Origin of the sequence: Shewanella marinintestina (assembly GCF_023283845.1) — a bacterium.
Lineage (GTDB): Bacteria > Pseudomonadota > Gammaproteobacteria > Enterobacterales > Shewanellaceae > Shewanella > Shewanella marinintestina.
On record NZ_JAKILC010000004.1, the window covers coordinates 68252 to 93410 of the forward strand.

The 25159-nt window shown below is 43.9% G+C and carries 18 protein-coding genes; 8 read left to right on the top strand and 10 right to left on the bottom strand.

The genetic code is table 11. The features are described 5' to 3' along the window. Positions 1-94: 94 nt before the first annotated feature. The 4 genes from L2747_RS05705 to uvrA form a co-directional block, all read right to left on the bottom strand. Positions 95-1954 carry a DEAD/DEAH box helicase gene (locus tag L2747_RS05705; protein ID WP_248998125.1) on the bottom strand — a complete coding sequence of 620 codons (1860 nt, stop codon included), beginning with the start codon at positions 1952-1954 and terminating at the stop codon, positions 95-97. Positions 1955-2182: 228 nt separating this feature from the next. Next, positions 2183-3142: a M28 family peptidase gene (locus L2747_RS05710; RefSeq protein ID WP_248998126.1), complete on the bottom strand. Its 960-nt coding sequence runs from the start codon at positions 3140-3142 to the stop codon at positions 2183-2185. Between the two features lie 55 nt (positions 3143-3197). Continuing rightward, on the bottom strand, positions 3198-3530 hold the full coding sequence (locus tag L2747_RS05715) for a hypothetical protein (RefSeq protein WP_248998127.1): 333 nt from the start codon (positions 3528-3530) through the stop codon (positions 3198-3200). 19 nt (positions 3531-3549) lie between these two features. Next, a complete protein-coding gene (uvrA, locus tag L2747_RS05720) occupies positions 3550-6390 on the bottom strand; it encodes an excinuclease ABC subunit UvrA (RefSeq protein WP_248998128.1) in 2841 nt (946 codons plus the stop codon). Positions 6391-6655: 265 nt separating this feature from the next. Here uvrA and L2747_RS05725 point away from each other — a divergent pair, with 265 nt between their 5' ends. From L2747_RS05725 to L2747_RS05750, 6 genes are all read left to right on the top strand, one after another. Continuing rightward, positions 6656-8023: an MFS transporter gene (locus L2747_RS05725; protein WP_248998129.1), complete on the top strand. Its 1368-nt coding sequence runs from the start codon at positions 6656-6658 to the stop codon at positions 8021-8023. 32 nt (positions 8024-8055) lie between these two features. Continuing rightward, positions 8056-8727, top strand: coding sequence for a single-stranded DNA-binding protein (ssb, locus tag L2747_RS05730; protein WP_248998130.1), 672 nt, complete (start codon positions 8056-8058; stop codon positions 8725-8727). A 304-nt stretch (positions 8728-9031) separates the two neighbouring features. After that, on the top strand, positions 9032-9427 hold the full coding sequence (locus tag L2747_RS05735; RefSeq protein WP_248998131.1) for a curli production assembly/transport protein CsgE: 396 nt from the start codon (positions 9032-9034) through the stop codon (positions 9425-9427). Between the two features lie 10 nt (positions 9428-9437). Next, the gene (locus L2747_RS05740; protein WP_248998132.1) at positions 9438-9824 is read left to right on the top strand and encodes a curli assembly protein CsgF; all 387 of its coding nucleotides are present in this window, start codon (positions 9438-9440) and stop codon (positions 9822-9824) included. 3 nt (positions 9825-9827) lie between these two features. Next, positions 9828-10589, top strand: coding sequence for a CsgG/HfaB family protein (locus L2747_RS05745; RefSeq protein ID WP_248998133.1), 762 nt, complete (start codon positions 9828-9830; stop codon positions 10587-10589). A 278-nt stretch (positions 10590-10867) separates the two neighbouring features. Next, positions 10868-11533 carry a helix-turn-helix transcriptional regulator gene (locus L2747_RS05750; protein WP_248998134.1) on the top strand — a complete coding sequence of 222 codons (666 nt, stop codon included), beginning with the start codon at positions 10868-10870 and terminating at the stop codon, positions 11531-11533. A gap of 112 nt (positions 11534-11645) precedes the next feature. Here L2747_RS05750 and L2747_RS05755 read toward each other — a convergent pair whose 3' ends face one another. Together L2747_RS05755 and L2747_RS05760 are read right to left on the bottom strand one after the other, a co-directional pair. Continuing rightward, positions 11646-13157 (bottom strand): curlin, encoded by a 1512-nt coding sequence (locus tag L2747_RS05755; protein WP_248998135.1) that lies wholly within the window; start codon positions 13155-13157, stop codon positions 11646-11648. Positions 13158-13171: 14 nt separating this feature from the next. Continuing rightward, positions 13172-13597: a curlin gene (locus L2747_RS05760; protein ID WP_248998136.1), complete on the bottom strand. Its 426-nt coding sequence runs from the start codon at positions 13595-13597 to the stop codon at positions 13172-13174. Between the two features lie 450 nt (positions 13598-14047). Here L2747_RS05760 and L2747_RS05765 point away from each other — a divergent pair, with 450 nt between their 5' ends. Then, positions 14048-16561, top strand: a complete 2514-nt coding sequence (locus L2747_RS05765; protein WP_248998137.1) for a S8 family serine peptidase — start codon at positions 14048-14050, stop codon at positions 16559-16561. Positions 16562-17240: 679 nt separating this feature from the next. Beyond that, positions 17241-17657, top strand: coding sequence for a hypothetical protein (locus L2747_RS05770; RefSeq protein ID WP_248998138.1), 417 nt, complete (start codon positions 17241-17243; stop codon positions 17655-17657). A gap of 61 nt (positions 17658-17718) precedes the next feature. On the opposite strand, the gene L2747_RS05775 is transcribed toward L2747_RS05770, so the two are convergent. The 4 genes from L2747_RS05775 to L2747_RS05790 all read right to left on the bottom strand — a co-directional run bounded on the left by L2747_RS05775 (position 17719) and on the right by L2747_RS05790 (position 25097). After that, positions 17719-18747, bottom strand: coding sequence for an aldose epimerase family protein (locus L2747_RS05775; protein WP_248998139.1), 1029 nt, complete (start codon positions 18745-18747; stop codon positions 17719-17721). A gap of 22 nt (positions 18748-18769) precedes the next feature. Further along, entirely contained in the window at positions 18770-19924 is a 1155-nt protein-coding gene (galK, locus tag L2747_RS05780; RefSeq protein WP_248998140.1) for a galactokinase, read from the bottom strand. A 356-nt stretch (positions 19925-20280) separates the two neighbouring features. Further along, positions 20281-21702, bottom strand: coding sequence for a solute:sodium symporter family transporter (locus tag L2747_RS05785; RefSeq protein WP_248998141.1), 1422 nt, complete (start codon positions 21700-21702; stop codon positions 20281-20283). 155 nt (positions 21703-21857) lie between these two features. Beyond that, positions 21858-25097, bottom strand: a complete 3240-nt coding sequence (locus L2747_RS05790; protein ID WP_248998142.1) for a glycoside hydrolase family 2 TIM barrel-domain containing protein — start codon at positions 25095-25097, stop codon at positions 21858-21860. Between the last annotated feature and the right edge of the window lie 62 nt (positions 25098-25159).

Sequence of the window (25159 nt, forward strand, 5' to 3'; positions counted from 1 at the left end):
TATCACTATTTTCCAGATATGTTAATAACAAAAAAGGAGCCACTAGGCTCCTTTTTAGGTTTTGTTATGGAACTGCAGTTCCTAACATTAAGACTTATTCAGCGTCTTTTGGACCTTTACGGTGCGGCTTTCTATCACCAGAAGGACGACGATCACTACGCTCACCACTTGCTGGGCGACGGTCGTTACGTGGTCGACGTGGTGGACGGCTATCGCCACCAGAAGTATTAGCAAAAGTTTCGCCAGCAGCTTCACGGATGTTTAGTGGACGGCCACAAACACGTACTTTCTTAAGGTGCTGTAGAACTTCTTTTGGCATGCCATCTGGCAAGTCAATTGCGGTTACTTGGTCGAATAACTGGATTTGACCAATGTAACGGCTGTCGATGTTTGCTTCGTTAGCGACTGCACCAACGATGTTACCTACACCAACGCCATTGTCACGACCTACATCGATGATGTAACGGCACATCTTAACGTCTGGATTATCCTTAAGAGAATCAGCAGCACCTAAGTTTGCAGGTGTTGGACGAGACTCACGACGTGGACGGTCGCTGCGATCACGTGGGCCACGGTCGTTGCGATCATTACGGTCACGAGAGTTACGGTCATCACGGCTATCACGTTGACGTTCGTTCATTGCAGGTAATTGCAGTGGACGATCTTTCTGAACTTGGTGCAGTAGTGCTGCAGCAAGCATATCAGTATCAACTTCTAGCTCTTGACAAAGAGTTGCCACAGCACCCTTCATGAACTCAAGATCTTGAGAAATGATTTCAGCAACTTGCTCGCCTAGACGAGAAAGACGGCGTTCAGTCACTGTCTCTGGACTTGGTACGTCCATTGGTGAAATGCGGCTCTTAGTTGCACGTTCAATAGTGCGTAGCATACGCATTTCACGGTGTGTAACGAAAAGAATCGCCATACCTGAACGACCAGCACGACCTGTACGGCCAATACGGTGAACATAAGCTTCAGTGTCATATGGGATATCGTAGTTAACTACGTGTCCAATACGCTCAACGTCAAGACCACGCGCCGCAACGTCAGTTGCGATGATGATGTCTAGTTGGCCACGCTTAAGTTGGTCAACTGCACGCTCACGCGCTTGCTGGTTCATATCACCGTGTAGTGGTGAAGACGCATAGCCACGAGCTTCTAACTTTTCAGCTAGTTCAACACAGCTGTTACGAGTACGAACGAAGATAATGATACCTTCAGTCTTCTCTACTTCTAGAACACGTACAAGTGCTTCTAGTTTGTTGTGCTGTGATACTTGAACAAAACGCTGCTCAATTGTTTCAACCGTTGTATGAGTCGCAGCGATGCTTACATGCTGTGGTTCATTTAGGTATTTGTTAGCAACACGCTTAATCTGCTCTGGCATCGTTGCAGAAAATAGTGCTAATTGGCGAGACTTAGGCGTGTGTTCTAGGATCCATTCGATATCATCGATGAAGCCCATTTTCAACATTTCATCAGCTTCGTCCAAAACCATAGCTTTAAGCGTATCAAGCTTAAGTGTGCCACGACGCATATGGTCCATAACACGGCCTGGAGTACCAACGATGATTTGAGGACCACGACGCAATGCATTTAACTGCTGGTGCATGCTTTGTCCGCCGTAAATTGGCAGAACGTGTAGACCTTTCATGAATTTTGCGTAGCTACCAAACGCTTCAGCAACTTGAACTGCAAGTTCACGTGTTGGCGCTAGTACTAGGATTTGTGGAGCATTGGTAGTTGGATCAATGCTGTTTAGTAGAGGTAGTGCAAAAGCACCAGTTTTACCTGTACCAGTTTGCGCTTGACCTAAAATATCTTTACCAGCCATTAGAGGCTCGATACTTGCTGCCTGAATTGGAGTTGGTTTTTCGTAACCTAACTCGTCAAGAGCACGCAACAAAGGCTCGGCAAGACCGAGTTCGCGGAAAGTTTTTTCATTGGATGACATGGGTTGTAGCCTTGTGGAATAGCAGAGCACAAAAGTATGTGCTTAAGTGTAATAGACAGAAAATCAACCCCGTGTCGACTTCCCGCACCGAAAACGTATCAGTAAGCCGACTAGTATAGCAGCTTACAATTGGTAATACCAATTAATCCTCAAAATTACTTGAGTTTTAAAGCAAATAGCAGGCCAATTAAGGGCTTACGATGTTAAAAAAGTAAGTCATTGTTCACGTTAGTGATAATTTTGTAGCAGTAAGCTGTCTATTTTTAGCAGTTGATAGGCTGATTCGCTAACTGCGGCAATAAAGTTGATATCTATTTTATCTACTGTATCTGTTTTTTGGTGATAGTCACGGTGAACGGGGACGCCAAAGTAAAGCCAGGCAATCCCTACCTTATGCATAGGGTAGTGATCGGAGGCGCGCAAAAAGTCGGTTGCAATGACTGAACCATCGAATGTTTTTGGCTGTTGGGTTCGAATACAAAGCTGGTTTTCTTGGGTAATTTGCTTGCGTATTGCGGCAAACTTCTTAAAACGTCTCGATCCTTCAATATAGATAGCTTTATGGCGATTAGGACGACCAATCATATCGAGATTTATGGCCAATTCAATCTGAGCAATCTGTGGTACTGTGCTGTTTATGCCTAATTGTTCAGCTAATGCATAGCCACCATAGAGGCCTGGTTCTTCGGCGTCGGTGGCGACAAATAGCAAGTTTACTTCACTGCTTTGCTTTGTTGCGCGCTCAGCTAATTGTAGTAAACCCGCCACACCCGATGCGTTGTCATCTGCGCCGGGGTAATAGCGTTTTCCTTGTCCGCCTAAATGGTCATAATGGGCAATGACAATACGCCATCGGTTGCTATCAGTAGTGCTTGGTACTACCCCAATCATATTGATCCCTAGTTTGTCGCTAAAGCCGCTACGATAATTAAATGGATGTTGATATTGGCCTTGCCAAGGCTGAATTCCTATTTGCTTAAAACGCTTTTCTAGATAGGATCGAGTTAATGCCGCTCCGGCTGTTCCGGTTTTGCGACCTGCCATTTCCGCTCTGGTTAGCTGACGTATATCGGCGTCGATACTTGTGGTATTCGCCCAAGTTAGCGTGGGGTGTTTATTGCAACTTGGGGAAGAAGCACATGAGGTAAGTATTATTGAGGTGGCTATCAATAGCAGTGTGCGCAGCATCCATTTTGCCCTTTGTCGTTAACTTAAATAGTTTTAACTTTTTTAAGTTAACGGGTTAGGACTGAAATGGCGACAATATTTTACTCACCTGCATGGTGTTTTTTGTGGTTTGAGGGAGATCGGTTGCTTTAACTTTATAAACCTTAACCCGAGAGAAAAGCCGGCGTTTAGCTCCTACTTTGATCAGAGACTGTTCTTTTAGGTTACCGACATCAACTCGAGCAACAGTGCCATTGGATAGCGCAATAGTGCTTGATTCGGCAGCACTACTTATCACTCGAGCTTTATGAATAGAACAATTGCCAATTAGCGGGTCGATGACGGCGGTGAGCAGTAGGCCAAGTGATAACACAAGGCCTAAACTTAATAAAATATTACTAAAATGCATTTTGTTTTTTAAACTCTAATTACTTGCCTAAAAGAGGTTTTAAAAAACGCGCTGTATGCGACTCAGTATGCTCTGCAACCTCTTCAGGCGTGCCTGCAACCAAAATTGTGCCGCCGCCAGAGCCACCCTCTGGACCAAGATCGATAATCCAGTCAGCAGTTTTAATTACATCAAGGTTATGCTCAATAACAACAATAGTGTTGCCGTGAGACTTAAGGCGATGCAATACATCTAGCAGCAGCTGAATATCAGCAAAGTGTAGGCCGGTTGTTGGCTCATCTAGAATATACAGTGTTTTACCCGTATCACGTTTAGAAAGCTCTTTAGCTAACTTCACTCGCTGCGCCTCACCACCAGATAAAGTGGTAGCACTTTGCCCTAAACGAATATAAGACAAACCTACATCCATTAAGGTTTGTAGCTTACGGGCAACAGCTGGAATCGCTTCAAAGAACGGACGCGCTTCTTCAACGGTCATCTGTAGCACTTCGTGAATATTCTTGCCTTTAAAGCGTACATCTAAGGTTTCACGGTTATAACGCTGACCTTTACAGCTATCACAAGGCACGTAAACATCCGGTAAGAAGTGCATTTCTACCTTGATTAAACCATCGCCTTGGCAAGCCTCACAGCGACCGCCTTTAACGTTAAACGAGAAACGACCTGGCTGATAACCACGAGTTCGCGACTCTTGAGTTGCAGCAAATAGCTCACGGATTGGCGTGAAAATACCTGTATAGGTTGCCGGATTCGAGCGTGGTGTACGGCCAATTGGGCTCTGGTCGATATCGACTACTTTATCGCAATGGTCCATACCAACCACTTTCTTATAAGGTGCGGGCTCATCAACGGTCGCACCGTTAAGTTGCATATGTGCAATCTTATAGAAAGTATCGTTAATCAGTGTTGATTTACCTGATCCAGAAACACCTGTAATGCAAGTGAATAAGCCAACAGGAATTTGCAAATCAACATCTTGAAGATTGTTACCTGAAGCGCCAAATAGCTCGATTAGCTTAGTTGGATCATACTCAGTACGTTCAGTCTTGATATGAATTTGCTTTTCACCAGACAGGTACTGACCTGTGATGGACTCTTTGCAGTTCAGTAAGTCTTGCAGTGTACCTTCACCAATCACCTGGCCACCGTGCACGCCGGCACCTGGGCCGATATCAATCACGTGATCTGCCATGCGAATAGCATCTTCATCGTGCTCAACCACTATTACAGTGTTGCCTAAGTCGCGCAGGTGGATAAGAGTTTGTAGTAAGCGCTCGTTGTCACGCTGATGTAGACCTATTGATGGTTCATCTAGCACGTACATCACACCCACAAGGCCGGCACCAATTTGGCTGGCAAGACGAATACGTTGCGCTTCACCGCCTGATAACGTATCAGCTGAACGTGAAAGGCTTAAGTAATTTAAGCCAACGTTGACTAAGAAACCTAAGCGGTCGCGTACCTCTTTAAGGATTTTTTCGGCAATTTGCGCGCGTTGACCGGTTAGCTCTAGTTTGTCGAAGTAATCCATGGCTTCGCCAATAGACCACTGAGTCAAAACAGGAAGATTGAGCTCTTCAATAAACACGTTACGTGCTTCTTCACGTAGGCGTGAACCGCCACAGCTTTGGCAAGACTGAGTATTAATAAACTTGGTTAGCTCATCACGTACAGCATTGGATTCAGTTTCACGATAGCGACGATCCATGTTGTTTAGAATGCCCTCGAATGGGTGATTTCTAACAACGACATCGCCGCGGTCGTTAATGTACTTGAATGCGATGCTTTGTTTGCCTGAGCCGTAAAGTACGATTTTACGTACTTCATCGCTTAGCTGCTCAAACGGTTTTTCAATATCAAACTTGTAATGGTCAGCAAGCGAAGTGAGCATTTGGAAGTAATAGAAATTACGTCTATCCCAGCCTCGAATGGCGCCGCCGGCTAACGAAAGCTCGGTATTAGTAATGACTCGCTCTGGATCAAAAAACTGCTGTACGCCTAAACCATCACAGGTTTGGCAAGCACCTGCAGGATTGTTAAACGAGAAAATGCGCGGCTCAAGTTCTGCCATTGAATAGCCACAAACTGGACAAGCAAAGTTAGCCGAAAACACTTGTTCTTCAGTTTTTGTCTTGCCTTCAGCTGGATCCATGCTGGCAATTTTGGCGATACCACCGGAAAGCTCTAACGCAGTTTCAAATGACTCTGCTAGGCGCTGCTTTATATCTCCACGCACTTTAAATCGGTCAACAACCACTTCAATGGTGTGCTTTACGTGCAGGTCTAGCTCTGGCGGATCGGTTAAGTCGCAGACCTCTCCGTCGATACGGGCGCGAATATAACCTTGTGCTGATAAGCTCTCTAATAGCTTAACGTGTTCGCCTTTGCGGTTATTAACAACTGGAGCGAGCAGCATTTGACGGCTGTCTTCTGGCAGTTCAAGTACCTTATCGACCATCTGGCTTACGGTTTGCGCGGCTAAGGGCTCTCCATGAGTTGGACAGCGAGGTTCACCCACGCGGGCAAACAACAGACGTAAATAATCGTAGATTTCAGTAATGGTTCCCACGGTTGAGCGCGGGTTATGAGATGTTGATTTTTGTTCGATAGAAATTGCAGGGCTCAAACCTTCAATATGATCAACATCTGGCTTTTCCATCAAACTCAAGAATTGACGCGCATAAGCAGATAAAGACTCAACATAACGTCGTTGGCCTTCTGCATATAACGTATCAAACGCTAGAGAAGATTTGCCTGAACCCGAAAGTCCCGTGATCACGATAAGTTTGTCGCGGGGAATGGTCAGGTTGATGTTTTTAAGATTGTGGGTACGAGCACCACGTACTTCAATATTTTCCATCTAGCGTTCAGATCTCAAAGCCGAAAAAAGTGGTTAAGTATCTCACAAATTTGGCTATGTAAATAGCCAAGACTGGCTAACAATTGTAGGAGAGAACTAAGATTTTGCCACGTTAACTGTGGTAATCCCCTTGATATCGGGGCTTTGAGAACCAGTCACTTAAAACATGGTTCAAGTATACATCTTCAGTTTTTACTTTTGGGCTATGAAAAACTTCGTGATAAACTCCGCGGCCTATTTCAAGTTCACAGATCAGGGCGGGGGCATGGCCAACCAAGGACTTTCCAAGACTGAGAAAAAAGTCGCATTTTCTTTAGCCAGTGTATTTGGCTTGCGCATGATGGGCTTGTTTATGATCATGCCTGTGTTTGCACTATACGGCCAACACCTCGAAGGTTTTTCACCTTTGTGGGTTGGTATTGCTATTGGCGCGTATGGTTTAACGCAAGCGGTTCTTCAAATCCCAATGGGGATTTTATCTGACAAATTTGGCCGTAAGCCTATCATCTTAGCCGGATTATTAATCTTTGCATTAGGTAGTTTAGTTGCCGCTAATGCTGAAACTATTTATGGCGTAGTCGCTGGCCGTGCTTTACAAGGTATGGGGGCGATTGCCGCTGCTGTGCTAGCACTTGCTGCAGACTTAACCCGTGATGAACAACGCACTAAAGTGATGGCGATTATCGGTATGTGTATCGGTTTTTCATTTGCCTTATCACTGCTAGTAGGTCCCATTGTAGCGCAGCACCTCGGATTGTCTGGACTGTTTTTTATGACGGCAGGCCTTGCTTTGCTAGGCATGATAATTGTGCAAGTCTTAGTGCCTAACCCAATATCGCAAGCACCAAAAGGTGATACCGTCGCTGCGCCAGAAAAGCTTAAGCGCATGTTAATGGATCCACAGTTATTTAGACTTGATGCGGGTATTTTCATCCTGCACTTAGTCTTGACTGCAGTTTTTGTCGCCTTGCCGCTGGATTTAGTCGATGCGGGTCTTGCTAAAGAAGAGCACTGGATGCTGTATTTTCCGGCCTTTATGGGCGCGTTCTTTTTAATGGTGCCACTGATTATTATTGGGGTTAAGCGCAATAATACTAAAGGTATGTTTCAAGTTGCTTTGCTGATTATGATGGCCGCCCTTGGTTCAATGGCGATGTTTGCCGATAACCTGGTGGTTTTGAGCATTGCTGTAGTGCTGTTTTTTACCGGATTTAATTACCTAGAAGCTTCGTTACCAAGTTTGATCGCCAAGTTCTGTCCCGTTGGTGATAAAGGCTCGGCAATGGGTGTTTATTCTACCAGCCAATTTTTAGGTGCCTTTTGTGGTGGTTTATTAGGTGGTGGTGCCTATGAATTACTGGGGGCATCTGGGGTTTTTGCCGTTGCTTTAGGCTTGATGGTTATTTGGTTTTTATTGACCTTTGGTATGAAAAATCCAGTGCTTTTGAAGAGTTACACATTAGAGGCGAATGTTACCGATAAACAGAGCGCAGTGACCATGGCAACTGAGTTGTCGGCACTTACCGGTGTGTCTGAGGCGATAGTTGTACTTGAGGAAAAGGTCGCTTATTTAAAAGTAGATGACCATTTCGATTTGAGAGAAGCCAGAGCTGTGTTACGCTCTGTCGATTAGTGAAAATTTAATATACGTTCCAGGAGATTTCAATGGCTAGTCGTGGTGTCAATAAAGTAATTTTGGTCGGTAATTTAGGACAAGATCCTGAAGTACGTTACATGCCTAATGGCAATGCCGTAGCCAACATTACCGTGGCGACAAGTGAGTCTTGGAAAGACCAGCAAGGTCAACAGCAAGAGCGTACTGAATGGCACCGTGTTGTGATGTTCGGCAAACTAGCTGAAATCACTGGTGAGTATTTACGTAAAGGCTCTCAAGTTTACCTAGAAGGCAAACTACAGACTCGTAAATGGAAAGACCAAAGTGGTCAAGATCGTTACAGCACTGAAGTGGTTGTCGATCAAAGTGGTAGCATGCAAATGCTAGGTAGCCGTAACCAGAATGCGGGTGCTCCATCGCAAGGTGGCAACCAGAACTATGGTGGTCAGCAACAGCAACAAGGCGGTGGCTACGGCTCACAGCAACAACAGCAACCACAACAAAACAGCTATCAGCCGAAGCCACAAGCTCCAGCTCAACAAAGTGGTTATCAGCAGCAGTCACAACCGCAGCAGCAAGCACCTCAACAAGGTGGTTATGCGCCTAAGCCACAAGCTGCTCCAGCTCCGCAGCAAGCGCCACAACAGCGCCCAGCTCCGCAGCCACAGCAGAACTTCACTCCTGACTTGGATGATGGCTGGGATGACGATATCCCGTTCTAGATCCATTGAGCCGTAAATGGTAATAGGATTTAACTGGACATGAAAGCCCAGCTAATTAGCTGGGCTTTTTTATACCTGTATTTCAATAAAAGCAGTCAAAGCGCTAATTTATTGTGAACATAATTATACCCAAAAGTATTACGCCTTTTTTCCATGTTTGATTGTTTGGGCTTAAACCTCTTTGCTCATTCGTCAAAACTAATCCGATAGCTGTTAGGGTAGAAAGTCGAGAAATGTTGAGGCCTTGGTTAGTACTGGCTATCTAACATTTAGACTAGAAATCTACTCTAGGGTTGTATTGGATATGCGCGCAAGAATTTCAATATTGTTACTGGTTTTTTGCTGCTCTCTGCCTATTAGTGCGCAAGATGCTGATATTGAAATTAGTGGTTTAGTTATTGATAGAACCCTCACCCGTTTTGGTAAAGATTTCAGTTTTTACTATTCAAGCTATTGGCGTGATTTACCGTTTACACAAGGGTTTAACGTGACCTTATATGAAACTGTATTTCCTCAAGCTGGCACCTTGCTTACGCTTGAAGTTAATGGCATTACGATTTACAAGACTCACTTTGGGCGTAGAGCTAGCCCGATAAAAGAAAGAGCAGAGCAAGCGATTTTACTCACTATTGATCACTTAGCACGTGTTAGGGCGAATGCCATTACTGGTGAGTTAGCCGATAGTTCTGACGGATATTAGGATAACTACAATGAATAACAGGATGTTAATTGTTGCTGGGCTACTCTTTGCTGGATCTAGCCATGCAACCGAACTGGTTTACACCCCTATTAACCCCAGTTTTGGCGGTTCAGCGCTAAATGGCTCTTATTTGCTAAATAAAGCTAATGCTCAAAACGACCATACTGCTAGTTCTGAAGAGAAAGATTTTGTTAGCCGCTTTAAAGAGTCGCTAGAGCGAAACATTATGAACACGATTACACGTGGCGTGGCGAGTGGAGAGATCACCGACGGCACTTATGATACTGGGGATTTTAGAATTGAAGTCGCATCCATTGGTGGTGGAGTAATGTTGACCATTACTAACCTATTGACCGGTGAAGTGACTGTTATCGAAATGCCGACATATGGAGGCTAACCGATGAAATATATTCTCACTATTATGACCGTTATCGGCTTGTCGGCTTGTAGTCTAATTCCTAAGCCAGAGCTAAATATTAGCCAAGCAAAACTTAATCCCACTAGCGAAACCATGCAGGCGTTAATGGCGAAACCTGGACCTAAATATCCAATCCCAGTCGCCGTGTACTCGTTTAGAGATCAAACAGGCCAGTACAAACCCCAACAGAATGTAAGCTCTTTTTCTACAGCCGTCACCCAAGGCGCGACTTCGATGCTAGTGCAAACCTTACTCGATTCTAAATGGTTTACACCGGTAGAAAGAGAGGGACTACAAAACTTACTGACGGAGCGCAAGATTACTAAGAAGCAGCCGGCAAAAGCCAGTAAAGAAGAAGTACCGCAACTAACCAATGCTCGCCTGCTTTTAGAGGGCGGAATTATTAGCTATGAAACTAACATTAGCACAGGCGGAGCAGGTGTTGAGTATTACGGGATCGGTGCCTCAGAGCTGTACCGTGAAGACCAAGTCACTATCTATTTACGCGCCGTAGATGTGCATACAGGGAAAGTGATGATGTCGGTATCAACAACTAAGCGAGTTTTTTCCCAAGAGATGCGTGCTGGACTAATTCGATTCACTAGTTTGAATCGGTTAGCTGAGGCTGAAGTCGGGTTTACCACCAACGAACCCGTGCAGTTTTGCGTATTGCAAGCCATTGAGTTAGCTGTATCTGAACTGGTTGATAAAGGCGTTGCCATGGGATATTGGTCACCAGCTTAAGTTAGTATTATCGTTATCTGCACCATGAGAAGGGCGGGTTCCACCCTTCTTTTTTACTACCAATAAGTTTTATTTTGTATTCATTATCCAGTCCTTTCTACCGAGTATTAATTTATTTGCGGATAAATTGGTTGTGAAGGTCGCTTTATGTAGCTATTCACTTCGCAATGTTATATTAATGTTGCAAGCTTATTGCCGTTTTACAGTCATAGATACTAAGGAAGAGTGTCTTTATGTCTATCTCTGTTTGTCTCGGTCAAATTCATGGAGAGAATTCAATGAGTAAAATCGATGAGTTAGTGTTTATTCATCAGGTTGCATCACCTTGTCATTTAGCTATTTTGGCTGAATCAATAGGGCTAAAAACCCGAGTGATCAAGAAGCCATCAGATTTGGTTATGGCCAAAGAGTGTAATCGCTTTTATTTGGTTGCCCAGAAAGGCACTGCACTTGATAGTAAAGGGATCCCCTTAGTTGCGGCGCGGCTAGTTTCACAGTTTCCAATCGCTCTATATCAAGTTGAGCGGGGTACGCTAGATCCCAAAGCTGCAATGCTACTTGGTATAAAAGGCTTATTGTACGCAGATCAGGGCATGGACTTGCTATTAAATGGCTTGCGTAAAATGGTAGCCAATGAACTTTGGTATGACAGATTATTACTGAGCGAGATGTTTAATCATTTGGTCAAGCGGTTAGATAGTGGCGGTGAGGTATTACAAGATACGGTTGTGATGTTGCAAATGCTAACGGGGCGAGAAAGAACGATTATTCAATTGGTTTCAAGCGGTGCGCGTAATAAAGAAATTGCCCATCAGCTTTGCATTAGTGAACATACAGTAAAGGCGCATATATCTTCTATTTTTAGAAAAACCCAATCTCGTAACCGAGTTGAACTATTGCGTTGGGCGCAGACGTACCAAAGTCAGTTTGAGTTGTGTTCCTAAAGCTTTAGCTCTTCAGCTAAGATTGGAGAGTTAATAAAACTAGCGCATCAGATAAGTAAAAAGAAAGGGAGCTTAAGCTCCCTTTTTTGGTAGTGACTCTTTGAGTTAACTCTTAATTTTGCATCACTGTAGCGGTATTGAAATCACCGGTTTGAGTAACGCTAATAACATTACCAGAGCCTGATTGTGAGCCCATAACTAAGTTATCGTTGCCTGTTTGCGCGATGTTTAGGCTGTTATCTACACCGTTGACTTCAAAGGCTTCAACACTTTCACCACCTACCCAGTTTCCGTTACCTGTTTGAGCGATAGTAGCGATATTCTCGTCGCCGACAATAATCAGGTCGATAAGGTTAAGATCACCCTCTTGAGTCATTTCTACTTCAGTATTATCGAAACCAACAACCGAAACTAACGCTTCGTTTTGATCGCCATCTTGCTCAATATCAACGTCATTACCGAAACCAAGTACATCAGCGTAACCGAAGTTTTCATTACCTTCTTGCGCAATTTCGATGCCGTTATCATCTAATTCTGTGAAAGCGACGGCTTGGTTGTCATCACCGTCAGACATGATTGAAACATCATTATCGTCACCATATTGACCTATGGTTGCAAAGTTGCCAGTTCCTTCTTGGTCTAGAACTAGACTATTTTCGTCACCAAAAACTTGGAATTCCGCACCATTATTATCGCCATCTTGTTCGATACGAATCATGTTGTCGCTACCTTGAATTTCAGCGATCAGTGTATCGCCGATAGTATTAGATAACCCATCTTGTTCTATTTCGATGTCGTTATCATCACCAGTCGCAAGCGCTAAATAAGCGGTGTTACTTGTGCCAACTTGTTCGATTTCAATTTCATTGTCTGAGCCAGTAAGCTCATAGACAAAACCTGTGTTGTCGTCACCTTCTTGGGATACGATGAAGTTGTTGTTGTCGCCTGCAACACCTTTAACCGCACCTAGGTTGTCATTACCTTCTTGATAAACTTCAACATCATTGTTATTACCCATGTTAGGTGTGATGTCCAATGACACAAAACCTGCCACGTTGTTATCACCATACTGAGTAATATCACCGTCATTAGCATCACCTTCTACACGGAAAGTGGCAAAGTTACCGTTGCCGTCTTGCTCAACGTAGCTCGTGTTTTCGTCACCGATTAACTCAACGACTGCACCGTTCTGCTCACCTGCTTGCATTACTGTTGCTTCATTGCCGTCACCAGAGAGATCGATATCAGTTTCATTAAAGAATCCGCTTTGGTTTACAGTAATTGAATTGTCATTACCTGTAATGTCTGCATTGGCTATATGCCAGTCTTCAGTTTGGTCTATATCAATTGTATTTCCTTCGCCAGCAGAGTTTACGTAAGCCTCTTGCCACACACCATCTTGAGTCACGTTTGTTTCTTGCGCATCGCCAGTTTGTTTAACCTTAGCTACGTTTAGATCTCCTGTTTGACGAACTGTCGCATCTTGGCCTACAACGGCTCCTGAAGCTGCTGTCGTTTGAGTGATTTCTGCAGTATTACTTGAATCTGCTAAAGCGCTACTGCTAATGCCTAGGCTTGCTGTAATCGCCAGCGCAATCATTGTTTTAGTTGTTTGTGATCTCATATGACTCTCCCTGTTTAATATTGAGTAATTGTCATTGCAGCACCATCTGCAATTTGTTCAATTGAAAAACTGGCACTTCCCAGTTGATTAATTTGTACTAAATTGTCATCGCCAATCTGGGTAATAAAAGCTTGGTTATTTGCACCAGACTGTAAGAGTTCTACTTCATTGTCTTGGCCAAGTTGGATGATTTCAGCTTGGTTATTACTGCCTATTTGAAGTAATTCGGTGATATTGCCTTCACCCATCTGACTTAGCGTCGCTTGGTTTAACACACCGGCCTGCACAAGGTTAATGACATTGCTACGGCCTGAACTCTCGAGAAGTGTTTGTAGTGTTATGGGTAACTCATTGTTCTCGAACTCAGATTCAGCAGCAAAACTGCCGACTGAATAAAGGACAAGGGCGGTGATGATCCCCAGGGTTTTGAAAACGGACACTTAACGCTCCTTTTTTCATCGTTGCAAAGTAAACCTAAGCCACTTTGCTGCTTGCTGGTGAGCGGGTTTGCACAACGTTACTCGCCAGATAAGTTCCTCAAGTTACCTTGCTACTTTTTTGTCGCAATCAGAAAAAGGTCTACTTATTTGCGCGGTTAGTAAATGTTCTACCTTAACTACAGCTGTATCTTACTTGCTGAAAATAAAGCTGTTTAAGCTTTACATTATGCTTTTAACGTCAAAAGCCTAATGCCATGGGATTAGTAGTTTAGTGCTAAATGAATTAAGCCATCTTTCAAATCGACACTCTCTGTGGCAACAATTCTAACGGTTACAAATACCGGGTTATTACTGCACGTTTTTATCAGTCAGTTTTGTGACTACGCATAGCGTGTTTGTTTTTTGCAGTACCGGTTCGGGGATACTTAAAGGATTAAAAGGGACTAGTTTATGTTTAAAAAATTAACACCGTTAGCAGCAGCGATCGCAGGAGTGATTGCTGTTTCGTCTACGCCAGTGCAGGCAAAAACACCAACGCAACATGAATATATTAAAGACTCGTTAATCGTTGTTTATAAAGACAATGCGACTAAGAGCGAGCGAGAATCTGCCCAACGTTTGGTACGTGCGTCAATGAGAGATATGGATGCTAATGGCATCGATGACCGTTTTGCTAATTTGCTTGATGGCAAGCTGGCAAAGTTAACGCTTCGTGCAGGCTCTAATGTTGGTGAGGCGATTAAAATCATTAGCCGTCATCCAGCAGTAAAGTACGCAGAACCTAACTATGTGATTAAGGCGATTGGTACACCTGATGACCCTGATTTTGTTTCGCTTTGGGGTTTAAACAATACAGGGCAAGACGGCGGTACAGCTGATGCTGATATCGATGCAGTGGAAGCTTGGGATGTAACAACGGGTGATAGTTCAGTTGTGATTGGTGTCATCGATACCGGTGTCGATTATAACCACCCTGATCTACAAGCTAATATGTGGACCAACCCAAATGAAATCCCTGGTAACGGTATTGATGATGATGGCAACGGGGTCGTGGATGATATCCATGGTTTCAATGCTAACAATAATAGCGGTGACCCAATGGATGGCAATGGTCACGGTACCCATGTAGCGGGTACTATCGGTGCATCAGGTAACAATGGCGTCGGTGTTGTTGGTGTTAACTGGGATGTCAGTATTGTCGGTTGTCAGTTCTTAGATGCAAGCGGTTCAGGTTCAACTGAAGGGGCGATAGCTTGTATTGATTACATGACTGACTTAAAAGTGAACCATGGCGTTGATATTAAAGCGACAAACAACTCTTGGGGAGGCGGTGGATTTAGCCAAGCGTTAAAAGATGCAATTGAGTCAGGCGGTGATGCTGGGATCTTATTTGTTGCGGCGGCTGGTAACGGAGCTTACGACAATGATGCTAGTGCAAGTTATCCTGCAAGTTATGACTCTGATGCTGTAATGGCTATTGCTAGTACAGATCGTAACGATGCAATGTCTAGCTTCTCTCAATGGGGCTTAACTAGTGTTGATATGGGCGCGCCTGGTTCAGCTATCTTATCAACTACGCCGGGCAACACTTATTCAACTTTCTCAGGTACTTCAATGGCAACGCCACATGTTGCAGGTGCAGCAGCATTGGTGTGGTCAATTAACCCAGATCTGTCTGCAACAGCAATGAAGCAGCTATTAATGGACTCAGGAGATGTAAATGCAGACCTAACGGGTAAGACGGTTGCAGGTACTCGACTGAATGTCGCCAATGCACTTGATCTTGCGGATCCTGATCCTGGGTACCGCTTTAGCGTTACGCCCGCCTCGCAAACTATCGAAGCCGGTAGTTCAACGAGTTACGATTATAGCGTAGGCAGTGTTGCTGGTTGGGATGGTACAGTCGCACTTTCAGTTGCAGTATCGCCAGCGCTTGCAGGTGTGACGCTATCTAGTAATAGTGTAATGGCTGACGATACCTTTATGGTAAATGTTGCTACAGATGCGAGCACTCCTTGGGGAGATTACACCATTACCGTTACTGGTGATGATGGAAGTACTGTTAAAGAGAAGTCGGTTTCATTGACTGTGTTGCCTGAAGGTCTACAGGATTTCACGTACTCAAATACTGATTCTGCAGCTATTCCAGATAATGACCCTGCAGGTATTGTAAGCACGATAGTTGTTGCTGATGATGTGCAAGTGTTTGGAGTTGATGCCAATGTGGATATCTCACACACTTGGATTGGTGATTTAGTGGTAACACTGACTTCGCCAGCGGGTACTGAAGTGGTATTACATAACCGTGAAGGTGGCAGTGCAGATGATATTGTTAAGAACTGGGATCTAAGTGCATTTAATGGCGAAATCGCGACAGGTACTTGGAGCTTGTTCGTTAATGATAACGTTGGTGCCGATACAGGAACGCTTAACAGTTGGGGTATAGTGATTTCTGGTGTTGGAGAAGCTGCACCTGCAGCCCCAATTGCAGGCTTTAGTTATGCAGTAGACGGTCTAAATGTTGCCTTCACTAATTCAAGCAGTGACGTCAATGACGATATCGTTAGTTACAGCTGGGATCTTGGTGATGGCAATGTATCGACAGATATGAGCCCAGCACATACTTACGCAACAGCAGGAACTTATACTGTTTCTATGATGGTTACAGATGCTGAGGGTAATAGCGATAGCGCAATGATGGATGTTGAAGTATTTGAACATACCATTACAGCGGGTGTAGTGCGGGCTAAATTATCTCGTCGTGGTAGTGCGCTTGTTGATCTAACATGGGATGGTGCTGCGGGTGATGATGTCGTGGTTTACCGTGACGGCGTCGCAGTTGCAACGACAAGCAATGATGGCCGTTATCGTGACCGTTTCTCTGGTGCTTCATCATCAGTTGAATATAAGATTTGTGAAGCATCATCTAGCCTTTGTTCTGATCCAATGACGGTGAACTTCTAACTCTATAAATGTAGCTAATCAATAAGCGGCCTTAGGGCCGCTTTTTTTACTTTTATAACAGCGATAACACTGCAATTGAGTGTTAGTTAGTTTTTGAAATGATATTTTGGGCATAGAAATAATGCAGTTTAAACCTGCGGATATATTACTCTAATCACCGCATCTAAATTGTTAGCCAATATTGGTTTTGTTTTCACGACTAAAAAGCCTAAACCTCTCTTTTTACGGTATTACGTTTTGTGCCATTCTCTCTGCTGAATGTTGAAATTTTATTCATTGCCTAAGCGACTGACATACGCTTGTCATATTGCACTAACACTATAGTGATAGTACTTTTTCGATAGAAATTTTGCTTGTTGTCTTTCATTGGTACTTGTTACCTAAACGGTTGATGTTGTGAGCTTTGTTAACTATTGCAGTGATTTTTTGCATTTATTGATAACGAAAAACTTGAATAACCGCTGCTTTGAACTAAATTCGATAAGAGCTGAATAATTTATGTGATTTATTTCAACTTTGAGAGGCATATTTCGCATTTTCAACTATTGATATTCGGCAAGAATCTGTAAAAATACCGCTTCTGTCCCTGATGAAAAAATATAGGGAAAACGGAGGTAAATGTTAGCGCAAATTACCTCTTATTTAGTTTGTATGTGTTGATTTAAGGGCATTAACATATATGTATAAGACGACAAAAAAAACAGTTTGGTACGGTGAGCTAAGAACAGCTCGTGGTAATACCATTCTAATTCATGATAAACAGTTTCCAGATGCTTCTGCAGGGCGTGTTTACTTCTATAACGCAACTCGCGAAGCAATCATCGAGTATGCAGAGGATATCGTTAAGCCTAATCTGCATGAACTTGATGATCAAGCCATTGCAGAAGTTGAGAAAAACTTCGGTGCAGCTTGGTTTGCCGCAAGAGAAGAGTTTATGGCTAAGCATCAGGGCTGGGTTGAAGCAAATAACCCAAAAAGTGCGGCAGCGCCAAAAAAGGCCAAAGCAGCACCTGCTGAAGATGACGATGAGCCAGAGTTAGCATCTGCCGATGGCGATGACTACGATGACGATTGGTCAGACGATTACGACGATTAGTTTAATAAAAAACAGCGCCTACTAGGCGCTGTTTTTTTATCCGTATATTTTACTGCTCAGATTAATCACATTCAAACTGATAACGACTAATGTGGTGGTAGAGCTCACCTGGGGCTATTAATGAGTTGCCTGCAATGCTAGGTTGATTCGGCGCATCGGGTATTTGCTGAGGCTCCATGCACACACCTTGGTATTGTTGCAACACCTGCTGATTTTTACCTACCGTCCCCTGTAAGTGGTTAGCACCATATACTTGCACGCCGGGCTGATTAGTATATAAGGTCAAACTACGTCCGCTTAATGGAGAGCTTAGCTTGCCAAATCGTTGTAACTTTGATTCTGTTTTTGGTAGTAAGTAGCAGTGATCAATACCAGATGTTGTCGTAAACTCTTCTTGACCAATTAGTGATAGTAAGTTGGTCGGTAATGATAGATCTAGACTGCTAGCGAAAGTATCGCAAATACTAACGGGGATCCCGCTATCATCCGTAGCTAGGTATTGCTTCGCATCAACCTGTAACTGATGCTCAAGAGTTGAGTCGCTGGCATCAAGATTAAAATAACTGTGCTGTGAAATGCTGATTGGGCAAGCTTTATCTGAGCTGGCTAAAATCTCAACATAAAGGTTATTACCTACTAAGCGGTAATCTAACTGCACATTACAATTACCAGGGAAGCCCATGTCACCATCAGGGCTCTTTAGACTAAGACGCACGCCATCGGGTAGGGTTCCAAGCTGCCAAACTTTTCGATGAAACCCCTCTATGCCACCATGCAAGCAATTACCTGCTTGATTAACATTAAGCTGAAAATGATTGGGCTCAACCGTAAATTGACCTTTAGCTACCCGGTTTGCGAACCGCCCTGTAACAGAGCCTAAATAGGCATCTTGAGCTAAGTAGTCGCTGGCATTATCACAGCCTAATACTAAGTTTGCACGTTCGCCATCTCGGTCGGGGGCCCATAAAGAGCGAATAATTCCGCCTAGACTTAATACCTCAACCGCAATTGTGCCATTATCCATAAGCACTCGTTCAATTTGTCCACCGCGTGGGTCATCCCAGGCTTCGAGAGGGCGAATACGTACCATGTTTAGTCCTATTAAACGTAATTTAATTATCGATGCGTCGAGCACCGTCGCTAGCTGAGCACAGGTATATATTGGCTTCTAGCCCCGTTTTGTTTGCATACTTCTGTTCAATGGTAGCGACAACTGCGTCGGTGAGTTCGTGGTCGACCAGCGCGACAACGCAGCCGCCGAAGCCGCCACCTGTCATACGCACACCACCACGATCACCAATAACTTCCGATACTATCTCAACAAGATAGTCGATTTCAGTGGTAGTGATCTCAAAGTCGTCACGCATTGAATTATGTGATTCGGCCATTAATAGGCTGAGCTTGGCAATATCATTAGACTCCAATGCCCATGCGGCATTTTGGGTACGTCTATTTTCGGTAATGACATGCCTAGCCCGCTTATAACAAGCATCACTGAGTTCTGACTTGCCGGCTTCGAGTGTCGCTAAAGTTAAATCTCGCAGTGATTCAAGCCCAAAGTGTTCGGCGGCTTGTTCGCATTGTTCGCGGCGAAGGTTATATTCAGATTCTACCAAACCACGCTGTACATTTGAGTTGATTATAATAAGGCTCAGACTGTCCGGCATATTCACCGCTTCACTGTCTAGATCTAGACAATCAATTAATAGGGCATGGTCTTTTTCGCCAAGAGCACTGATCATTTGATCCATAATGCCGCAGGCGCAGCCGACAAATTGGTTTTCACCACGTTGTGCAAGTTGTGCAATAGCAAGCGGAGACAGCTTTATTTGGCTACAGTCATTCACGGCGGTCCCAAAGGCCACTTCAAGTGCTGCTGATGATGATAAACCAGCGCCCATTGGTACATTACTAACAACTGCAATGTCGAGCCCTTTAGGGGCTAAGCCTGATGTGGCCATTGCTGCAGTAAAGCCTTTTAAATAGTTTGACCAGTGATTTGCAACGGGGTTGCCTTCTTCACCAAAAGTCCATTCTTCAATTTCGCCTGGATAGGCATCAGACACTGCGCGAAAACGTAGATCGTCACGGCGTTTTACAACAATTGCTGTATGGAAGTTGATGGCCGCAGGCAAAACAAAACCATCGTTATAGTCGGTATGTTCACCTATAAGGTTAACGCGTCCAGGGGCACAATAAAGCTCATCTGCTTGGGTGCCGAAAGTTTGCACAAACAATTTGTTTGCTCGCTGAGAGGGGTTGGACATAATTTAAATTCCGAATGTTAAAATTTGCGTTCAGTACAAAAACATTGCTGTAAACTGATTGGTTTAGCTGCGGTTTGATTCTGACGACCAAATTAATAACAGCGGTACACCTAAACTTGCTTGAATAAGTCCACGGTAGAAAAGTGGCTCAGAGCGATAAGCGCTTTAAGCATTTCCCTGTGTCATATCTTTTTTGTGCTAAATATCCATCTATTGTTTTATATCATGACTTTGTAACTTGTGTAACTGAGTTTTTCAGCTCATAACTATTTGGCACTAATGCTAAAGCTTTAACCTAAGGTGTCAGTTGATACCTTAGGTTAAAGTTCGCAATCAAACATGCCTTAATAAGGAGCTTAGTCACTGATTAGCTGACCGCTTGCTGTTTGCGGACCAAAAATAAGCTTGCTCAGTGCTAGGGTGACTAAAATTGTTGCTGCAAGAGTAATGGCCATCATGTGAATAAAGTGCAGCGGACTCCAAACAAAGGTAAATACTGCATAGACGACCACGCCAAATACTAGCCCTATTTTAATTGCTTTAGCATTTACATCTTTAAAAGCGAGGGCGCAGATAAATGCCGCGAGTACTGGCATTGAATAGAGACCATTTAACTGTTGCAGCAGCGATATAATGCTGCTTGATTGGGCAAATATAGGTACCAAGCATAATGAAATCAGCGTAAAGACCAATGCGACTCGGGTACCTATTTTTCGTACATCGGCGTTAGAATTGACATAGTTTTGGTGGATATCGCAAGTATAAAGGGCTGCTGCAGAATTTAAGCATGAGTTAAATGAGCTCAATACCGCACCGGCCATAACGGCTGCAAATGCGCCTGACATCCAACTTGGTAAAATATCGCCAACGAGCTTGCCGTAAGCCACATCGCCGACATCTCCGTAGAGCTTGAAGGCTACAAGGCCTGGAAGAACAACAATGATTGGAATAATGAGCTTCATGACAACCGCTGCATAAAGACCTTTTTGCGCTTCTTTTATAGACTTTGCTGCTAAAGCTCTTTGGGTGATCACCATGTTGGTACCCCAATAGAATATTTGGATAAAGATCATCCCTGTTAATAGGGTGTGCCATGGGATGTCTGATTGAGTATCACCAACAAGTGTGATGCGCTCGATTGGGATCCCTGTCAGGTCCCAGTTCACCGCATTGAGTGCCAAATATGACACTATAACTCCCATTACGAGTAGGCCTACTCCATTTAGGCTGTCTGAAATTGCAATGGCTCTTAGGCCGCCAAAGATGGCGTAAACTGCGCCCACAACAGCAAAGATGATTGCTAAAAAGGTGACAGAGATAGATAGGCCAAACATCGACTTCATAAATAATGAGCCGGTGTAGAGCACGACGGGAAGCAAAATAAAGGCATAACCGAGCATAAAAAGTATCGATACCATGGCACGGATCCCTTTATCTTGGTATTTGCGCTCCAGAAGTTCGGTAGTCGTGGTGCAGTTATATTTGTAATAAATGGGAATAAGCCATTTAGCTAGAATGATAAGGCCGATCGCTGCTGCAATTTCCCACCAAGCAACAAGTAAGGTTTGAGCGCCATTCATGCCCACTATTTGCTCGGCGCTAATATTGGTCATCATTAAAGAGCCGGCAACAACAACCCAGCTTAATCCCCCGCCAGCGAGAAAGTAGTCTTTACTGTCACTGCTATCACGGGTGATTTTACGGCACTTTAAATAAGTAATTAAGCCTACTAGGCTTGTTAGCCCAAAAAAGATAATCAGTTGAATAGTCTGTTCCATGTTGATCCTTCACTGTTATTTTTAGTTTTACTTTCTTTACTCTGTTTATTTATTCGCTGTAGTTAATAAATAACTATAATCTCGACAAAAATTTGATCCATAGGTAATGTTTAGGGATAAGCGACCAGCTATTGCCTAAAGTTCGTAGCCCTAGGTTACCGCTGGAGTCTCGCCTGCTGCTGAATGTTTTTTGTGGTTGAGATTGGCGTGAGGCTAAAGCTAAATTCCATAGGCTTTGGCGCAATACGATAAGGCGTATGTACAGGTCTGCCCCATGATGTGTCACCGCCAACGCCCATTTGCTTGTAATCAATATTCCAAGTGACAAAGTTGCGCACTGGGATCTCTGCGCCGTGGTTAGCGGTAACTGGGACTAATCCTGAAGCAGAGCCTTCGGCATCGCCAGTTCTAAAGTCGATATCTTTTTGTGCAAATGGCCATAGACTAGTTTGTAGGTACTCATCTTTCATCGCTGTTTGTGCTAACAAACCAGTACCTTTGCTATTGGTAACAGCGACGTATCGTACGTCGGTTCGCTGTCCTGTTTCTTGTGGACGAGAATATCGGTGAAAGGCTTTCTCTATTGGTAGTGAATACCAGCCAAGAGCATTACCAGACTTTCTATCAGCATAAGTTTCTTCAGGTCCACGGCCAAAGTAGTGCATAAAGCGCATAGCAAAAGGCAGTCTTACTTGGAAACCAAAGCGTGGCATGTCGGCGATCTTTTTCGAAGCAGGGGTAAATCGGCTGCTAACAAACAGCTTACCTTGCTGAGTTATTTGGTAGCGGGTTGTTAAAGTAAAACTAAGTTGAGGGTGCTGATGCGTCACTTCGAGCGTCGAGGCTTTATCCTCAATCAGGCTTATCTTATTTAACGTTAGCTCTGCTGCAGCGTCTTGCCAGATCCCAGCCCATTTAGGCATTTGATTGCCAAGATCATTGTCGGTCGGCGCACGCCAAAAGTTAGCCATTAACGGACCATCAAGTTGAGTAACGCCATCAACGCGAATATCGGTTAACCAGCCACTTGTGTTATCTATCTGATATTGCGTATGACCATTAACTAATAACCAATGTGTCGCTTTAGCTTGGATTCCACTTTTGCCTGTTGAATGCTGCTCTAGTGACGAGTATGTAGGAGTTTGTAGGGTGAATTGCTCGAAAGCGATCAAGTGGTCGCTAGGCAGCATTGGCTGCGGCGTATCGACTTTTATTTCGAGTAACAGTTGGTATTCAAATTGCGGGCTTTGCACTAGGGGAGCAGTTGCTGTACTCGGTAAACTAAAATTAATCGCTGCTGATTTTCCTGCTAGCACTTCAGGTAATCGAGCCAGTCCTTTTGCTATTGCTTGGCCATCTTGCTGCAGTGTCCATTTTAGTTGTAGACCACGGGTGTCGATAAAGTCGTAGCGATTTGTAAGAGTAAAACTGATGCGTTGTTGTTTGTGGTTAAAATCGCTGAATTTAAATGGTTGATATACCTTTTTTACCTCAGATAAGTGAGGGTGTGGGTTTCTGTCTGGATCGACTAAACCATTATTGAGAAAGTTACCATCAGTGGGCATATCTGGGTGGTAGTCTTTACCGTATGCCCAGTAGCGTTGACCATTTTTATTCGTAAAGGCTAATGACTGGTCTACCCAATCCCATATAAAGCCACCTTGCAGCTGCGGATACTTGTCTATTACATCCCAATAGTCTTGTAAGTTGCCGACAGAATTCCCCATTGCATGAGCATATTCAATCATGATCAGTGGTCTGTCTTTGTGAGTCTCGGCATATTTTTTAATGCGTTCGATTGAAGGGTACATGGGGGCAACAATATCGGTATAAGCATGTTGCCCTGCAGGCTCATATTGCGCTGGGCGGCTAGGGTCGCGCTGCTTAATCCAATCATAGAGTGCAGCGAATAGTTTACCTTCTCCAGCTTCATTACCCAGAGACCAGACGATAATAGAAGGATGGTTCTTATCGCGCTCGACCATACGCTCTACCCGCGACAGATGTGCTGGCAGCCAGCTCATTTCGTTACCAAGTTGGGTATTTTTATCGATAGCGAGAGGGTGTGATTCGATATTTGCTTCATCGATAACATACAGGCCATACTTATCGGTGAGTCTCAACCAGTATGGATCATTAGGATAATGGCTAGAGCGCACTGCATTGATATTGTTTTGCTTCAGTAGGCGAATGTCGGTTTCCATGCTGGCTCGACTAACGACATGACCCGTATTAGGATCGGTTTCATGCCTGTCGACTCCGCGTATGGTGATTGCCTTATTATTAACAAGCAGTTGACCATCTTTTATCTCGACTCGGCGAAAACCTAAATATTGACTACTGGCTTGTAGCAATTCACCTTGGTTATCGTTAAGGCTAACAATAAGCTGATATAGATGAGGTGTTTCAGCGCTCCACAATTGTGGCCCAGTAACAGTAAAGTCTATTTTCTCAAGTTGTTGTTTGTTTATCACAGCAAATGTTCTAGCGCCTTGACTGACGGTTTTGCCCTGTGGTGATAACAATTGATAACTGAGATGATAACCTTGGTTACTTGCTTGAGAGGGGTTATGGTTTTCAAGTTTCAGCTTGAGGTTAATGTTGGCTTTATCTAAGTTTTTAGAGAGTTGGTATTCGGCATCTATATCACTAACCCTTTGTTTCTCTGTAGCATACAGGAACACATCACGCTCAATGCCACTGACCCTAAGCATGTCTTGGCTTTCAAGATAACTGGCGTCACTCCAGCGAATAATTTTTAGTGCTAGCAGATTATTACCAGGATTTAGGTAAGAGGTAATATCAAATTCCGCGGGCGTTTTAGCGCCTTGACTGTAACCGACTTCCTCTCCATTTACATAGATGGTGAGTGCTGAACGCGCCGCACCAATATGCAAAAACACTTGTTTGTCTAGCCATTCTTGCGGTAATTGTATTTCGCGGCGGTAGCTACCTGTAGGGTTATGCTCTTCAGGCGCATCAGGCCAAGTAGTTGTAAACGGGTAGCGCTCATCGAGGTAAATTGCATGACCAAAGCCTTGGGTCTCCCAGTTACCAGGGACTTGAATACTTTGCCAGTCATCGAGGTTGGCATCGATTTGGGCAAAGTCTTTAGGGACGCTAAAAGGGTTGGCTGCATAATGAAATTGCCAGCGGCCATTAAGGTCATAAAAATTAGCACTAGTTCGATAGTCATCTTTTAATGCTTGGCTAAGGTTGGTATAGGCAAAAAAGCTGGCATGTGGTGGCAGCTTATTTTGTTCAAACAACTGATGGTTTTGCCAACGTTCACCTTTCGCTTGAACATGGCTAATGGAGCTAATATATAGAGCGACTAAAAGGCTTGTAAAAAAGGTACAGGCAACGAGACTTTGCTTATAATTTTTATTAAACATCGTATGTTATTGGTCATCTTATATTCGATGCCAATAACATACGTTATAAAAAGGATAATGTA

What these genes read in the sequence shown, in the direction of transcription:
- galK (WP_248998140.1), bottom strand. Translation starts at nt 19,924, where the DNA reads ATGTCCAACCCCTCTCAGCGAGCAAACAAATTGTTTGTGCAAACTTTC.
- L2747_RS05740 (WP_248998132.1), top strand. Translation starts at nt 9,438, where the DNA reads ATGAATAACAGGATGTTAATTGTTGCTGGGCTACTCTTTGCTGGATCT.
- L2747_RS05745 (WP_248998133.1), top strand. Translation starts at nt 9,828, where the DNA reads ATGAAATATATTCTCACTATTATGACCGTTATCGGCTTGTCGGCTTGT.
- L2747_RS05735 (WP_248998131.1), top strand. Translation starts at nt 9,032, where the DNA reads ATGCGCGCAAGAATTTCAATATTGTTACTGGTTTTTTGCTGCTCTCTG.
- L2747_RS05790 (WP_248998142.1), bottom strand. Translation starts at nt 25,097, where the DNA reads ATGTTTAATAAAAATTATAAGCAAAGTCTCGTTGCCTGTACCTTTTTT.
- L2747_RS05785 (WP_248998141.1), bottom strand. Translation starts at nt 21,702, where the DNA reads ATGGAACAGACTATTCAACTGATTATCTTTTTTGGGCTAACAAGCCTA.
- L2747_RS05725 (WP_248998129.1), top strand. Translation starts at nt 6,656, where the DNA reads ATGGCCAACCAAGGACTTTCCAAGACTGAGAAAAAAGTCGCATTTTCT.
- L2747_RS05765 (WP_248998137.1), top strand. Translation starts at nt 14,048, where the DNA reads ATGTTTAAAAAATTAACACCGTTAGCAGCAGCGATCGCAGGAGTGATT.
- L2747_RS05715 (WP_248998127.1), bottom strand. Translation starts at nt 3,530, where the DNA reads ATGCATTTTAGTAATATTTTATTAAGTTTAGGCCTTGTGTTATCACTT.
- L2747_RS05775 (WP_248998139.1), bottom strand. Translation starts at nt 18,747, where the DNA reads ATGGTACGTATTCGCCCTCTCGAAGCCTGGGATGACCCACGCGGTGGA.
- L2747_RS05710 (WP_248998126.1), bottom strand. Translation starts at nt 3,142, where the DNA reads ATGCTGCGCACACTGCTATTGATAGCCACCTCAATAATACTTACCTCA.
- L2747_RS05705 (WP_248998125.1), bottom strand. Translation starts at nt 1,954, where the DNA reads ATGTCATCCAATGAAAAAACTTTCCGCGAACTCGGTCTTGCCGAGCCT.
- L2747_RS05755 (WP_248998135.1), bottom strand. Translation starts at nt 13,157, where the DNA reads ATGAGATCACAAACAACTAAAACAATGATTGCGCTGGCGATTACAGCA.
- L2747_RS05750 (WP_248998134.1), top strand. Translation starts at nt 10,868, where the DNA reads ATGAGTAAAATCGATGAGTTAGTGTTTATTCATCAGGTTGCATCACCT.
- ssb (WP_248998130.1), top strand. Translation starts at nt 8,056, where the DNA reads ATGGCTAGTCGTGGTGTCAATAAAGTAATTTTGGTCGGTAATTTAGGA.
- uvrA (WP_248998128.1), bottom strand. Translation starts at nt 6,390, where the DNA reads ATGGAAAATATTGAAGTACGTGGTGCTCGTACCCACAATCTTAAAAAC.
- L2747_RS05770 (WP_248998138.1), top strand. Translation starts at nt 17,241, where the DNA reads ATGTATAAGACGACAAAAAAAACAGTTTGGTACGGTGAGCTAAGAACA.